General features: G+C 71.3%; 15 protein-coding genes. 11 read left to right on the forward strand and 4 right to left on the reverse strand.

Annotated elements, in window-relative coordinates; translation table 11 throughout:
- Window positions 1-26: 26 nt before the first annotated feature.
- Window positions 27-662, forward strand: coding sequence for a DJ-1/PfpI family protein (locus tag AOJ26_RS16245; RefSeq protein ID WP_053849004.1), 636 nt, complete (start codon window positions 27-29; stop codon window positions 660-662).
- Here AOJ26_RS16245 and AOJ26_RS16250 read toward each other — a convergent pair.
- Entirely contained in the window at window positions 649-1407 is a 759-nt protein-coding gene (locus tag AOJ26_RS16250) for an enoyl-CoA hydratase/isomerase family protein (protein WP_053849005.1), read from the reverse strand. The genes AOJ26_RS16245 and AOJ26_RS16250 overlap by 14 nt on opposite strands.
- 69 nt (window positions 1408-1476) lie before the next feature.
- On the opposite strand from AOJ26_RS16250, the gene AOJ26_RS16255 reads away from it, so the two are divergent.
- Window positions 1477-2082: an HdeD family acid-resistance protein gene (locus AOJ26_RS16255; RefSeq protein ID WP_053849006.1), complete on the forward strand. Its 606-nt coding sequence runs from the start codon at window positions 1477-1479 to the stop codon at window positions 2080-2082.
- Window positions 2083-2208: 126 nt separating this feature from the next.
- The gene (locus tag AOJ26_RS16260) at window positions 2209-2733 is read left to right on the forward strand and encodes an ATP-binding protein (RefSeq protein ID WP_053849007.1); all 525 of its coding nucleotides are present in this window, start codon (window positions 2209-2211) and stop codon (window positions 2731-2733) included.
- Window positions 2734-2748: 15 nt separating this feature from the next.
- On the opposite strand, the gene idi is transcribed toward AOJ26_RS16260, so the two are convergent.
- The 3 genes from idi to galE all read right to left on the reverse strand — a co-directional run bounded on the left by idi (window position 2749) and on the right by galE (window position 5586).
- Window positions 2749-3342, reverse strand: coding sequence for an isopentenyl-diphosphate Delta-isomerase (gene idi / locus AOJ26_RS16265; RefSeq protein WP_053849008.1), 594 nt, complete (start codon window positions 3340-3342; stop codon window positions 2749-2751).
- Window positions 3343-3529: 187 nt separating this feature from the next.
- The gene (locus AOJ26_RS16270; RefSeq protein WP_053849017.1) at window positions 3530-4465 is read right to left on the reverse strand and encodes a cation diffusion facilitator family transporter; all 936 of its coding nucleotides are present in this window, start codon (window positions 4463-4465) and stop codon (window positions 3530-3532) included.
- A 152-nt stretch (window positions 4466-4617) separates the two neighbouring features.
- Entirely contained in the window at window positions 4618-5586 is a 969-nt protein-coding gene (gene galE, locus AOJ26_RS16275; RefSeq protein WP_053849009.1) for a UDP-glucose 4-epimerase GalE, read from the reverse strand.
- Between the two features lie 277 nt (window positions 5587-5863).
- Here galE and AOJ26_RS16280 point away from each other — a divergent pair, with 277 nt between their 5' ends.
- From AOJ26_RS16280 to AOJ26_RS16315, 8 genes are all read left to right on the forward strand, one after another.
- Window positions 5864-7708, forward strand: coding sequence for a DUF5941 domain-containing protein (locus tag AOJ26_RS16280; RefSeq protein WP_053849010.1), 1845 nt, complete (start codon window positions 5864-5866; stop codon window positions 7706-7708).
- On the forward strand, window positions 7705-8457 hold the full coding sequence (locus tag AOJ26_RS16285; protein ID WP_053849011.1) for a sugar phosphate nucleotidyltransferase: 753 nt from the start codon (window positions 7705-7707) through the stop codon (window positions 8455-8457). Before AOJ26_RS16280 ends, AOJ26_RS16285 begins: the two co-directional genes overlap by 4 nt.
- A complete protein-coding gene (locus AOJ26_RS16290) occupies window positions 8445-9506 on the forward strand; it encodes an iron-containing alcohol dehydrogenase family protein (protein ID WP_053849012.1) in 1062 nt (353 codons plus the stop codon). The genes AOJ26_RS16285 and AOJ26_RS16290 overlap by 13 nt, the downstream gene beginning before the upstream one ends.
- On the forward strand, window positions 9484-10263 hold the full coding sequence (locus AOJ26_RS16295) for a CDP-alcohol phosphatidyltransferase family protein (RefSeq protein ID WP_078959916.1): 780 nt from the start codon (window positions 9484-9486) through the stop codon (window positions 10261-10263). The genes AOJ26_RS16290 and AOJ26_RS16295 overlap by 23 nt, the downstream gene beginning before the upstream one ends.
- 8 nt (window positions 10264-10271) lie before the next feature.
- The gene (locus AOJ26_RS16300; RefSeq protein ID WP_373413141.1) at window positions 10272-11144 is read left to right on the forward strand and encodes a glycosyltransferase family 2 protein; all 873 of its coding nucleotides are present in this window, start codon (window positions 10272-10274) and stop codon (window positions 11142-11144) included.
- Between the two features lie 105 nt (window positions 11145-11249).
- The gene (locus tag AOJ26_RS16305) at window positions 11250-12179 is read left to right on the forward strand and encodes an ABC transporter permease (RefSeq protein ID WP_053849015.1); all 930 of its coding nucleotides are present in this window, start codon (window positions 11250-11252) and stop codon (window positions 12177-12179) included.
- The gene (locus AOJ26_RS16310) at window positions 12172-12951 is read left to right on the forward strand and encodes an ABC transporter ATP-binding protein (protein WP_053849016.1); all 780 of its coding nucleotides are present in this window, start codon (window positions 12172-12174) and stop codon (window positions 12949-12951) included. The genes AOJ26_RS16305 and AOJ26_RS16310 overlap by 8 nt, the downstream gene beginning before the upstream one ends.
- Before the next feature lie 387 nt (window positions 12952-13338).
- The coding region (locus tag AOJ26_RS16315; protein WP_159044295.1) for a squalene/phytoene synthase family protein at window positions 13339-13664 on the forward strand (326 nt) is incomplete at its 3' end.

The raw sequence follows: 13664 nt of genomic DNA on the forward strand, positions 1-13664 counted from the left end.
CCCCCGCCCACTGAAAGGACCCCCCCGTGCAGATCGCGATCGTCCTCTACGACCGCTTCACCGCCCTGGACGCCGTGGGACCGTACGAGACCCTCGGCCGCCTCCCCGACGCGGAGACCGTCTTCGTCGCCGAGCAGGCCGGTCCCGTGCGCACCGACACCGGCCGGCTCGCCCTCACCGCCGACCGGACGCTCGCCGAGGTGCCGAGCCCCGACATCGTGATCGTGCCGGGCGGCCCCGGCCAGACCCCGCAGATGGAGAACCCGGTGCTGCTCGACTGGCTGCGCGCCGCCGACGCCACCAGCACCTGGACCACGTCCGTGTGCACCGGTTCCCTGCTGCTCGCCGCGGCGGGCCTGCTCCGGGGCCGCCGCGCCACCTCCCACTGGCTGGCCCTGGACTTCCTGAAGGAGTTCGGCGCCGAACCCACGGGCGAGCGGGTCGTGTTCGACGGCAAGTACGTCACCGCCGCGGGCGTCTCCTCCGGGATCGACATGGGTCTCACGCTGCTCGGCAGGATCGCGGGCGACGAACACGCCCAGGCCGTGCAGCTCCTGACCGAGTACGACCCGCAGCCGCCCTACGACGCCGGCTCGCCGCAGAAGGCGCCCGCGCACCTCGTCGAGGAGTTCCGCTCCAAGAGCCGCTTCATCCTGACGTAGTCCAGGTGAAGCGCGGCGTCCTGCGCTCCAGGAAGGCGGCGACCCCCTCCGCGGTGTCGCCGCTGCCGCGCGCCTGCCCGGACCAGTGGGCGTCCCGGTCGGTGCGGCCGTTCGCGAACTCCTTCGCGGCGGCCTGCGTGAGCTGCGAACGGGATGCCAGGACCCGGGTGAACTCCCCGACCCGCTTGGTGAGTTCGCCCTCCGGCAGCACCTCGTCGACCAGGCCGGTGCGCAGCGCCCGCTCCGCGTCGATCAACTCCCCGGAGAACAGCAGGTACTTGGCCGCGGCGGGGCCGACCAGCGCCACCAGCCGCCGGGTGGAGGAGGCCGGGTACACGATCCCGAGCTTCGACGGTGTCACCCCGAACAGCGCGCCCTCCTCGGCGAACCGCAGATCGCACGCCGCCGCGAGCTGCGCCCCGCCGCCCACGCAGTGCCCGCGCACCGCCGCCAGCGTCGGCTTCGGAAAGGCCGCCAGGGCCTCCTCGGCCCGCACCGCGAGCCCTTGTGCCTCCTCGGGCGACGAGCGCAGCGTGGAGATGTCGGCGCCCGCGCAGAACGTCCCGCCCGCACCGGTCAGCACGAGCGCACGGACGCCCGGATCGGCGGCCAGCGTGTCCAGCAGCGGCGGCAGCGCCCGCCACATCGCGGCCGTCATGGCATTGCGCTTGGCCGGATGGTGGACCACGACGGTGGCGACCGCGTCGGTGACGGTGTGCAGCAGCTGCGGTTCCGGGTACTCCATGGGTCGGATGCTAGCCCCACGCCCCGACCGTACGATCAAGACGGGGTCCGCAGTGCGAGGAGGCCCCGCATGGCAGTGAACAAGGCGGAGAACCCGGAGACGGCCAAACTGAGCCGCGGGTTCGGCTGGCTCGCGGCGCTCGGCGTGGTCCTGGTGATCGCCGGACTGGTCGGGCTGGTCTACACCGGGGTGGCCACGCTGACCTCCATGATCCTGTTCGGCTGGCTCCTGCTGATCGGCGGGGTGGTCGGACTGCTGCACGCGGTCCAGGCCCGGGACTCCAACTTCTTCTGGCTCGGTGTCGTGGTCGCCGCCCTGAACATCGCGGCCGGTGTCGTCGTCATCGTGCGGCCGGAGGCGGCGGCAGCGGCACTGACCATGTTCGCCGCGCTGCTCTTCCTGACCGGAGGGGTGTTCCGGCTGGTCGGCAGCCTGGTGGTGCGGGGACCGCAGTTCGGCTGGACGCTCGTGCAGGGCGCCTTCGGACTGCTGCTGGGCATCCTGGTGCTGGCCTCCTGGCCGAGCAGCAGCAAGTACGTGATCGGCTGCTTCTTCTCGCTCGGTCTGCTCTTCGACGGCCTCGGGCTCGTCGCCACCGGCTTCGGCGGACGCAAGATCGTCGGGATGGTCACCGAACAGCAGGAAGCGGCCGCCAAGCCGACACCCCTCGAATAGTTCCGTGCGGATCCGGTCAGGGGCGCTCGATATGCGCTGACTTCTGTTCAGGTATCCGGACCGGAGCGGGCCGCTGCCAACACTCGACCTGTGGTGACAATCGAGCGCAAGGGTGGCGACCGAGGAATGGACGACCAGGGGCGCGGGTCGGACCCTCGCCCGCCGGACAGCGGAGAGGACCCCTTCCAACCGCCTCCCCTCGGCCCGGGCACACCGGACCCGCTGCCGTACGAGGGCGTGTGGCGGTTCACCGCTCCCGCCGTCGACGCCTCGGTCCCGCAGGCGCGGCACGCCGTGCGGGACCTGCTGCACCGCCAGGGCGTACCCGTCTCGGACGACCTCGTCCAGGGCCTCCTGCTGATCGTCTCCGAGCTCGTCACGAACGCCGTCCGGCACGCGGCCCTGCTCTCGCCGATGCTCGCCGTGGAGGTGGCCGTGGGCGCGGAGTGGGTGCGGGTGTCCGTGGAGGACAACCACCCCTACCGGCCGACCGCCCTGGAGGCCGCGCACAGTGAGACCGGGGGCCGGGGACTGCTGCTGGTGCGGGAGATCACCCGGGAGGCGGGCGGCGTCTGCGACGTCGAGCACACGGCGGGCGGCGGCAAGGTGATCTGGGCCGCCCTGCCGCTCAAGTCCGTGCGCGTGTCCTGAGCGTCCGCGCGCTCCTCACCAGCCGGCGGACGGGCCCGTCAGCTCCCGGACCGCGGGACGGGCCGCGTCCAGCACCGTCATGAACCAGGCGGAGAAGGGGTCCTTGGCGTGCCGCTCCGCCAGCTCGGCCGGGGTGACGAAGGCGGTCGTGGCGACCTCCTCCGGGTCCGGGCCGAGCGGGGCCTGCACCATGCCGACGAACAGGTGGTTGTACTCCTGCTCGACCAGGCCCGAGTCCGGGTCCGGGTGGTTGTAGCGGACCGTGCCCGCCTCGGCGAGCAGCGACGGGGAGACCCCCAGCTCCTCGTACGTGCGCCGGGCCGCCGCAGCGAAGGGCGCCTCGCCCGGGTAGGGGTGGCCGCAGCAGGTGTTGGACCACACGCCGGGGGAGTGGTACTTGCCCAGCGCGCGCTGCTGGAGGAGCAGCCGGCCCCGTTCGTCGAAGAGGAACACCGAGAAGGCGCGGTGGAGCTGCCCCGGCGGCTGGTGGGCGGCGAGCTTCTCCGCGGTGCCGATCGTCACACCGTGCTCGTCGACCAGTTCCAGCAGGATCGCGTTCGCGGCGCCGTTCGACGGAGTGTGCGTCGTGGTGGCAGGTGTGGTCGGCATACCCATCCTTCACATCGGTCTTCGCGCCCCAAGTGTGCCGCACGGATCCGGCACCCCCGGCAGTTGATCGTGCCCGGCGCGGCGGGCGGGGAACCGCTCGGGGCGGAGCTGTGGGGTGGAGGACGCGAAGGTGCGCCGGATCGCTGCATTCCGTCGGAACAGGTGTTTCATGCACCGTACACGTGTGTCAGTGGCAGAGGTGCGCCTCGTGCTCCGCGTGCCCGACCGGCTCCAGTTGGAAGGTGCAGTGCTCCACATCGAAGTGGTCGCCGAGGCAGTTCTGGAGCTCGTGCAGCATCTTCTCGTGGCCGATGGCGCTGAGCACGTCCGAACGCACCACCACGTGCGCGGAGAGCACCGGCATGCCCGAGGTGATCGTCCAGGCGTGCAGGTCGTGGACGTCCTCCACGCCGTCCAGGGCCAGAATGTGGGTCCGCACCTCCGCCATGTCGACGTCCTTGGGCGCCGCCTCCAGCAGGACGTCGAGGGTCTCGCGCAGCAGCTTGACGGTGCGCGGCACGATCATCAGGCCGATGACGAGCGAGGCGATCGGGTCGGCGGCCTGCCAGCCCGTGGTCAGGATCACCACCGCCGAGATCAGCACCGCGAGCGAGCCCAGCGCGTCGGCCGCGACCTCCAGGAAGGCCCCGCGCACGTTCAGGCTCTCCTTCTGGCCGCGCATCAGCAGGGTCAGCGAGATCATGTTCGCCACCAGGCCGATCGCACCGAACACGATGGTCAGCCCGCCCTGGGTGCCGGCCGGCGTGACGAACCGCTCGATCGCCTCGTACAGGACGTAGCCGCCGACCCCGAGCAGCAGCAGGCAGTTCGCGAGGGCGGCGAGGATCTCCGCGCGGGCGTACCCGAAGGTGCGGTTGCCGGTCGCCGGGCGGCCGGCGAAGTGGATGGCCAGCAGGGCCATGCCGAGGCCGAGCGCGTCCGTGGCCATGTGCGCCGCGTCGGCCACCAGGGCGAGGGAGTCCGCGGCGACCCCGCCGACGATCTCGACCACCATGACGGTGAGCGTGATCGACAGGGCCACCCGCAGCCTGCCGACGTACGCGGCGGTCGCCGTGCCGCCGGGCGGCGCGTGGGTGTGCCCGTGATCGTGCCCTGCCCCCATGGAAGCCGCCTCCAACGCGTCGATCCCGAACACCCCGTCCGGGATCACAGTCAACTACGGGTGGGGGGTATCCGGCAACGCGGCACTGAACACCGTTGTCATGTGCCCTGACCTGCGGAAACGAAGCGCAGGTCAGGACGGCCCCGGCGGGTTCAGCCGTGGTGCAGCAGCCATCCGCGCCAGGCCGACTCGATCATCTCGCGCACCCCCCGCCGGGCGCTCCAGCCGAGCGTCTCTGCGGCCCGGGCGGCCGAGGCCACCGAGACGGGGGCGTCCCCGGGGCGACGGGGCTCCACGATCGCGGGCCGTCGGTCTCCGGTCACCTCTCCGATCACCGTGACCATCTCGCGCACGGAAACGCCCTCGCCGCGACCGATGTTGACCGTCAGATCCCCGCGCCGTCCGCCGTCGGACAGCCGCCGGGCCGCCGCGAGATGCGCCTCGGCGAGGTCGGACACATGGATGTAGTCGCGGATGCAGGTGCCGTCCGGGGTCGGGTAGTCGTCGCCGAAGATCCGCGGGGCCTCGTCGCGGGTGAGACGGTCGAAGACCATGGGCACGATGTTGAAGACACCGGTGTCCGCGAGCTCCGGCGCCGCCGCCCCGGCCACGTTGAAGTAGCGCAGGCACACGGTGGAGATCCCGTGCGCCTGTCCGGCCGCCCGCACCAGCCACTCCCCGGCCAGCTTCGTCTCGCCGTACGGGTTCACGGGGGCGCAGGGTGTCTCCTCCGTGATCAGGCCCACATCGGGGTTGCCGTAGACGGCCGCCGAGGAGGAGAACAGGAAGCGTTCGATCCCGGCCTCCGCGACCGCCTCCAGGAGGGTCGCGAGACCGCCGACGTTCTCCTGGTAGTAGCGGGTCGGCTGCGCCACCGACTCGGCGACCTGCTTGCGCGCCGCGAGGTGCACCACACCCGTCACCGCGTGCTCGGCCAGCACCCGCTTCAGCAGTCCGCCGTCCAGCGAGGAGCCGCGGACCAGCGGCACGTCGGCGGGCAGCCGCGCGGGCACCCCCGCCGAGAGGTCGTCCAGGACGAGCACCCGTTCCCCGGCCCCCGTCATGGCCCGCGCCACATGCGCCCCTATGTACCCGGCACCGCCGGTGATCAGCCACGTCATGGTCGTCCACCCTATGCCGACGCTCCCGGAGCCTCGCGATGTCCCGGATGTCCGCTCTGCGGAGGGCGGTTTGTGGGCGGGGGCCGGGATCACCCATGATGATCGCGGCAAAGGCCGGGGGAGTCGCTGTCGATCGGCCCGTTAACGGGCGGTGAACGCAGCCTTCTTGGCATCCGATAGCCTCTGCCGACATGCCGCCCGCCTGGCCCGGCCAAGGGGCGCCCCCATCGTGCACATGACCGGCGCCCGCGCGTCGGCACCCAGGGAGTGAGTTCGGTTGTCGACCGCCATCCTCACCGGTCAGCCGGTCCCCGGATCGTCGATCGAGGGTGATCTGCGGTCCCTCGGCTTCGACGTGCAGGTCGCCGCGGACGCCGCCGACGCCGAACGGCTGGTCGCCGAGGCGCCCTGCGACCAGCGCGTCGCCCTCGTCGACGCCCGGTTCGTCGGCCACGTGCACGCGCTGCGCCTCGGCCTCACCGACCCCCGCTTCTCCCTCGCCGCCGTGCCCGGGGCGGTCACCGCGCAGCCCGACGGCCGCACGACCCTGACCCGTGCCCTGGCCCGCGAGAACTCCGCGGGCGGCGGTACGGCCGGTGGGGGTGCCCCCGCGCGGACGAAGTTGAGCGTGGGGGACGTGGACAGCCTCCCCGACCGCATCGTCACCGCGCTGACCGACGACGGCGCCGACGTGCACCGCCCCGAGCTCGGCAGCCTGGTCGCCGCCGTCCCCGCCGACCCCCAGGCCCGCAACGAGGCACGGCAGGCCGTCGCGGACGTCGACGACGAGGCCGTACGCCTCAGGTCCGCCGTGAAGTCCCGCGACGGCTTCTTCACCACGCACTTCATCAGCCCCTACTCCCGCTACATCGCCCGCTGGTGCGCCCGCCGCGGCCTGACCCCGAACCAGGTCACCACCGCGTCCCTGATCACCGCGCTCGTCGCGGCGGCCTGCGCGGCCACCGGCACCCGGGGCGGCTTCGTCGCCGCGGGCGTCCTGCTCATCGCGTCCTTCGTCCTGGACTGCACCGACGGCCAGCTCGCCCGCTACTCCCTCCAGTACTCCACCCTCGGCGCCTGGCTCGACGCCACCTTCGACCGGGCCAAGGAGTACGCCTACTACGCCGGCCTCGCCCTCGGAGCGGCCCGCGGCGGCGATGACGTCTGGGCCCTGGCGCTCGGCGCGATGGTCCTCCAGACCTGCCGGCACGTCGTCGACTTCTCCTTCAACGAGGCGAACCACGACGCCACCGCCAACACCAGCCCCACGGCGGCCCTCTCGGACAAGCTCGACAGCGTCGGCTGGACGGTGTGGGTGCGGCGGATGATCGTCCTGCCCATCGGCGAGCGCTGGGCGATGATCGCGGTGCTGACCGCGCTGACGACTCCCCGGATCACCTTCTACGCCCTGCTCATCGGGTGCGCCTTCGCGGCGACGTACACCACGGCCGGCCGGGTGCTGCGCTCGCTGACCCGCAAGGCACGGCGGACCGACCGGGCCGCGCAGGCGCTCGCGGACCTCGCCGACTCCGGCCCGCTCGCGCAGGGTGTCGCGGGCGTCCTCAAGGCTCCCGCGCGCCGCCTGCCCGGCTTCGCCGCCCCCGTCGCGGCCCTGCTCGGCGGCCTCGCCGTCGTCGGCCTCGCCTGGCAGCCAGGCTTCGGCGGCCCGCTGGCCGTGGTCGGCGCCGTGCTCTACGCCGTCACCTCGGGTCTCGCCGTCGCCCGCCCCCTCAAGGGCGCCCTCGACTGGCTCGTCCCGCCCTTCTTCCGCGCCGCCGAGTACGGCACCGTCCTGCTGCTCGCGGCCGAAGCGGACGTGAACGGAGCGCTTCCCGCGGCTTTCGGCCTGGTGGCGGCCGTCGCCTACCATCACTACGACACGGTGTACCGCATCCGCGGCAACGCCGGAGCGCCCCCGGCCTGGCTGGTGCGCGCCGTCGGGGGGCACGAGGGGCGGACACTGCTCGTCACCGTCCTGGCCGCGCTGCTCACCGCTTCGCAGTTCACCGTCGCGCTCACGGTCCTGGCCGTGGCCGTGGCCCTGCTGGTGCTCGTCGAGAGCATCCGCTTCTGGGTGTCCGCAGGGGCACCCGCCGTACACGACGAAGGAGAACCCGCATGATCGGCCTCGTGCTGGCGGCCGGCGCCGGACGCCGACTGCGCCCCTACACCGACAGCCTCCCCAAGGCTCTGGTGCCGGTGGGCCCCGCGGGCATAGAGGGCGAACCGACGGTCCTGGACCTCACCCTCGGCAACTTCGCCGAGATCGGTCTGACCGAGGTCGCGGTCATCGTCGGCTACCGCAAGGAGGCCGTGTACGAGCGCAAGGCCGCCCTGGAGGCGAAGTACGGCCTCAAGCTCACCCTCATCGACAACGACAAGGCCGAGGAGTGGAACAACGCCTACTCCCTGTGGTGCGGCCGTGACGCCCTCAAGGACGGCGTGATCCTCGCCAACGGCGACACCGTGCACCCGGTCTCCGTCGAGAAGACGCTGCTCGCAGCCCGCGGCGAGGGCAAGCGGATCATCCTCGCCCTGGACACGGTGAAGAACCTCGCCGACGAGGAGATGAAGGTCGTCGTCGACGCCGAGCGCGGCATGACGAGGATCACCAAGCTGATGGACCCCGCCGAGGCCACCGGTGAGTACATCGGCGTCACCCTCATCGAGGGCGACGCCGCCCCCGAACTGGCCGACGCGCTGAAGACGGTCTGGGAGAGCGACCCGCAGCAGTTCTACGAGCACGGCTACCAGGAGCTCGTGAACCGCGGCTTCCGCATCGACGTCGCGCCGATCGGCGACGTCCCGTGGGTGGAGATCGACAACCACGACGACCTCGCCCGTGGACGGGAGATCGCGTGCCGGTACTGACAAGGCTGATCCCCTCGCCGGTCGTCGTGGACATCCGCCCGGGTGCCCTCGACGACCTGGCGTGCGTGCTCGCCGACGAGCGGATCTCGCACTCGGGCAAGCTGGCCGTCGCGGTCAGCGGCGGCTCGGGCGCGAGGCTGCGCGAGCGGCTCGAGCCCTCCTTGCCCGGGGCCACCTGGTACGAGGTCGGCGGCGGCACCCTCGACGACGCGATCCGGCTGGCCGGCGACATGAAGGCCGGTCACTACGACGCGGTCGTCGGACTCGGCGGCGGAAAGATCATCGACTGCGCCAAGTTCGCCGCGGCACGCGTCGGCCTGCCCCTGGTCGCCGTACCGACCAACCTCGCGCACGACGGCCTGTGCTCGCCCGTCGCGACCCTCGACAACGACGCGGGCCGCGGCTCCTACGGCGTGCCCAACCCGATAGCGGCCGTCATCGACCTGGACGTCATCCGCGAGGCCCCGGTGCGCTTCGTGCGCGCGGGCATCGGTGACGCGGTGTCCAACATCAACGCGATCGCCGACTGGGAGCTGGCGAACCGCGTCAAGGGCGAGAAGATCGACGGACTGGCCGCCGCCATGGCCCGCCAGGCCGGCGAGGCGGTGCTCCGGCACCCGGGCGGGGTCGGGGACAACGACTTTCTTCAGGTGCTCGCCGAGGCCCTGGTCCTCACCGGCGTCGCGATGTCGATCTCCGGCGACTCACGGCCCGCGTCCGGCTCCTGCCACGAGATCAACCACGCGTTCGACCTGCTCTACCCCAAGCGTGCTGCCGCCCACGGCGAGCAGTGCGGCCTGGGCGCGGCCTTCGCGATGTACCTGCGCGGAGCCCACGAGGAAGCGGCCTACATGGCCGAGGTCCTGCGCCGGCACGGACTTCCGGTACTGCCGGAGGAGATCGGCTTCACGCCCGCGGAGTTCGTGCGCGCCGTGGAGTTCGCCCCGCAGACCCGTCCCGGCCGCTACACCATCCTCGAACACCTCGACCTCAAGACCGACCAGATCAAGGACATCTACGCCGACTATGTCAAGGCCATCGGTAGCTGAACTCCGTCCGGTCGTCCACCCCGCTGGGGTCAAGGACCGGCGCAGCGGTGAGCACTGGATGGGACGCCTCTACATGCGTGAGGTGTCCCTGCGGGTGGACCGCTACCTGGTGAACACCAGGGTCACGCCCAACCAGCTCACGTACCTGATGACCGTCTTCGGTGTCCTCGCGGCCCCGGCACTGCTGGTGCCGGGGATCCCGGGCGCCGTGCTCGGCGTGGTGTGCGTCCAGATGTACCTGCTGCTGGACTGCGTCGACGGCGAGATCGCGCGCTGGAAGAAGCAGTACTCGCTCAACGGCGTCTACCTCGACCGCGTCGGCGCCTACCTGACCGACGCGGCCGTCCTGACCGGCTTCGGTCTGCGCGCCGCCGACCTGTTCGGCAGCGGCCGCATCGACTGGCTGTGGGCCTTCCTCGGCACGCTCGCCGCCCTCGGCGCGATCCTCATCAAGGCGGAGACCGACCTGGTCGGTGTCGCCCGGCACCAGGCCGGCAAGCCGCCGGTGCAGGAGTCGGCCGCCGAGATGCGCTCCTCCGGCATGGCGCTGGCCCGCAAGGCCGCCTCCCTGCTCAAGTTCCACCGGCTGATCCTCGGCATCGAGGCGTCCCTGCTGATCCTGGTCCTCGCGATCGTGGACCAGGTGCGCGACGACCTGTTCTTCTCGCGGCTCGGCGTCGCCGTGCTGGCCGGCATCGCCCTGCTCCAGACGCTGCTGCACCTCGTGTCCATCCTCGCCTCCAGCAGGCTGAAGTGAGCGGCGGCATGAAGGTCGGCGCGGTCGTCATCACCATGGGCAACCGCCCCGAGGAGCTGCGTTCCCTGCTCGACTCGGTCGCCAAGCAGGACGGCGACCCGGTCGAGGTCGTCGTCGTCGGCAACGGCTCGCCCGTCCCGGACGTCCCCGCGGGCGTGCGCACCATCGAGCTGCCCGAGAACCTCGGCATCCCCGGCGGCCGCAACGTCGGCATCGAGGCCTTCGGCCCCAGCGGTCGAGATGTCGACATACTGCTTTTCCTCGACGACGACGGTCTCCTGCCGAACCACGACACCGCCGAACTGTGCCGGCAGGCCTTCGCCGCCGACCCGAAGCTCGGCATCGTCAGCTTCCGCATCGCCGACCCCGACACCGGCGTCACCCAGCGCCGGCACGTCCCCCGGCTGCGCGCCTCCGACCCGATGCGCTCCTCCCGGGTCACCACCTTCCTCGGCGGCGCCAACGCCGTACGCACCCAGGTCTTCGCCGAAGTCGGCGGCCTCCCCGACGAGTTCTTCTACGCCCACGAGGAAACCGACCTGGCATGGCGGGCCCTCGACGCGGGCTGGATGATCGACTACCGGTCCGACATGGTGCTGTACCACCCGACGACCGCGCCCTCGCGGCACGCGGTCTACCACCGCATGGTCGCCCGCAACCGCGTCTGGCTCGCCCGCCGCAACCTGCCCGCGCTGCTCGTCCCGGTCTACCTCGGCGTCTGGATGCTGCTCACCCTCGTGCGCCGCCCCTCACGGCCCGCCCTGAAGGCGTGGTTCGCCGGGTTCCGGGAAGGCTGGAGCACGCCGTGCGGACCGCGCAGGCCCATGAAGTGGCGTACCGTCTGGCGACTGACCCGACTGGGCCGGCCCCCGGTCATCTGACAAGCTCGTCCTGAGAGCGGCCGGGCCGCACCGCGGCCCACGCTCGTGCCCTGCCCGCCCAGGCCGCGCATCCCGAAGCATCCCGAAGAGGAAAGCTATCCACCAGTGAGTGAGACAACGCACGACGGCACGGTCGCGCTGAGCGCGCCCGCGTCGCCCGACGAGGGCCTCACGGCGGCACAGCTCGCCGACCGGTACGGCCTGTCCGTGAGCGGTGCCCGGCCCTCGCTCGTCGACTACGTCCGCCAGCTCTGGGACCGGCGCCACTTCATCCTCGCGTTCTCGCGGGCGAAGCTGACCGCCCAGTACAGCCAGGCCAAGCTCGGCCAGCTGTGGCAGGTGGCGACCCCGCTGCTGAACGCGGCCGTGTACTTCTTCATCTTCGGTGTCATCCTGAACGCCAGCCGTGGCATGCCGAAGGACGTGTACATCCCGTTCCTGGTCACGGGTGTCTTCGTGTTCACCTTCACGCAGAGCTCCGTGATGGCGGGCGTGCGCGCCATCTCCGGCAACCTCGGCCTGGTCCGCGCGCTGCACTTCCCGCGGGCGTCCCTGCCGATCTCCTTCGCGCTCCAGCAGCTCCAGCAGCTGTTGTTCTCGATGGTCGTGCTGTTCGCCGTCGCGGTCGGCTTCGGCCACTACCCGGACCTGTCGTGGGCGCTGATCGTCCCGGTGCTGCTCCTTCAGTTCCTCTTCAACACCGGCCTGGCGCTGATCATGGCCCGCGCGGGCGCCAAGACCCCCGACCTGGCACAGCTCATGCCGTTCGTGATGCGTACCTGGATGTACGCGTCCGGCGTGATGTTCTCCATCCCGATCATGCTGGCCGACAAGCCGCAGTGGCTCGCCACGGTGCTCCAGTGGAACCCGGCGGCCATCTACATGGACCTCATGCGCTTCGCCCTGATCGACGAGTACGGCGCCGAGAACCTGCCCGACCACGTCTGGGCGGCCGCGGGCGGCTGGGCCGCGCTCTTCGCGCTGGGCGGCTTCGTGTACTTCTGGAAGGCGGAGGAAAGGTACGGCCGTGGCTGAGGACACCAGGGACGGACACACCCCCACCGTCATCGCGGACGAGCTGCACATCGTCTACCGCGTCAACGGCGCCAAGACCGGCAAGGGCAGTGCGACCGCCGCGCTGAGCCGCATCCTCAAGCGCGGGGAGGAGCGGGGCGTGCGCAAGGTGCACGCCGTCAAGGGCGTCTCCTTCGTCGCCTACAAGGGGGAGGCGATCGGCCTGATCGGCTCCAACGGCTCCGGCAAGTCGACCCTCCTGCGCGCCATCGCCGGTCTGCTGCCCGCCGAGCGGGGGCGCGTCTACACCCACGGGCAGCCCTCGCTGCTCGGCGTCAACGCGGCCCTGATGAACGACCTGACCGGCGAGCGCAACGTCATCCTCGGCGGCCTCGCCATGGGCATGTCCCGGGAGCAGATCAAGGAGCGCTACCAGGAGATCGTCGACTTCTCCGGGATCAACGAGAAGGGCGACTTCATCACCCTCCCGATGCGCACCTACTCCTCCGGCATGGCGGCGCGTCTGCGGTTCTCCATCGCCGCCGCCAAGGACCACGACGTCCTCATGATCGACGAGGCCCTGGCCACCGGCGACCGCAAGTTCCAGAAGCGCTCCGAGGAACGCATCCGGGAGCTGCGCAAGGAGGCCGGCACGGTGTTCCTCGTCAGTCACAACAACAAGTCGATCCGTGACACCTGCAACCGCGTCCTGTGGCTGGAGCGCGGCGAGCTGCGCATGGACGGCCCGACCGACGAGGTCATCAAGGAGTACGAGAAGTTCACGGGCAAGTAGTCCACCCCGCCCCGGACGAAGAACACCGCTCCGCTCGATCGGGCCCCGCCGGAACTGTTCCGGCGGGGCCACACGTCTGCAAAGGAAGCGTCAACTTCGGCGCCCCTTAGGAATCTTGGGGCCAATCGGTGTGTTGTTGTGATGTGCAGGACACCCCGACGATCCTTGCTGCGTTGTACAACGTAAGCTGTACCGGTGCCCAATCGCGGCAAGTGGGGCGATAATGCGCGACACCCCATCACTGGGACGCCGCGCGGAGGGCTGGGCGGCGTGTCCGAAATAGTGCGTATTGGGTCGGCGGTGTAGAACGGGAGATGTGACGGCGATGGCTACGGAAACTCCCCAGCTCAACGCAGCACGTGCCGTCCCCGCCCCGGGCAGGCGGCGATGACGGAGACCGGCACGACGCGCCCCGGAGCGACGGAGCGCGGAACGCTCGACAAGGCCGCGGCGGAGAACTTCCCCGTGGCTCCCTTCTTCCTGCCCAAGGACTGGCGCACCGACCTGATGGCGGTCTACGGCTTCGCGCGCCTCGTCGACGACATCGGCGACGGCGACCTGGCCCCCGGCGGCGCCGACGCACGCCTGCTCGGCGTGTCCCCCGAGGAGGCCGAGGACCGGCTGGTCCTGCTAGACGCCTTCGAGGCCGATCTGCACCGCGTCTTCTCCGGCGAGCCCCGCCACCCCCTGCTGCGCCGCCTCCGGCCCACGGT

Source organism: Streptomyces sp. NRRL B-24085 (assembly GCF_001282115.1).
GTDB lineage: Bacteria > Actinomycetota > Actinomycetes > Streptomycetales > Streptomycetaceae > Streptomyces.

Coding starts and splice junctions, on each gene's coding strand:
- galE (WP_053849009.1), bottom strand. CDS start 5,586: ATGACGTGGCTGATCACCGGCGGTGCCGGGTACATAGGGGCGCATGTG.
- AOJ26_RS16260 (WP_053849007.1), top strand. CDS start 2,209: ATGGACGACCAGGGGCGCGGGTCGGACCCTCGCCCGCCGGACAGCGGA.
- AOJ26_RS16250 (WP_053849005.1), bottom strand. CDS start 1,407: ATGGAGTACCCGGAACCGCAGCTGCTGCACACCGTCACCGACGCGGTC.
- idi (WP_053849008.1), bottom strand. CDS start 3,342: ATGCCGACCACACCTGCCACCACGACGCACACTCCGTCGAACGGCGCC.
- AOJ26_RS16295 (WP_078959916.1), top strand. CDS start 9,484: ATGTCAAGGCCATCGGTAGCTGAACTCCGTCCGGTCGTCCACCCCGCT.
- AOJ26_RS16285 (WP_053849011.1), top strand. CDS start 7,705: ATGATCGGCCTCGTGCTGGCGGCCGGCGCCGGACGCCGACTGCGCCCC.
- AOJ26_RS16270 (WP_053849017.1), bottom strand. CDS start 4,465: ATGGGGGCAGGGCACGATCACGGGCACACCCACGCGCCGCCCGGCGGC.
- AOJ26_RS16255 (WP_053849006.1), top strand. CDS start 1,477: ATGGCAGTGAACAAGGCGGAGAACCCGGAGACGGCCAAACTGAGCCGC.
- AOJ26_RS16300 (WP_373413141.1), top strand. CDS start 10,272: ATGAAGGTCGGCGCGGTCGTCATCACCATGGGCAACCGCCCCGAGGAG.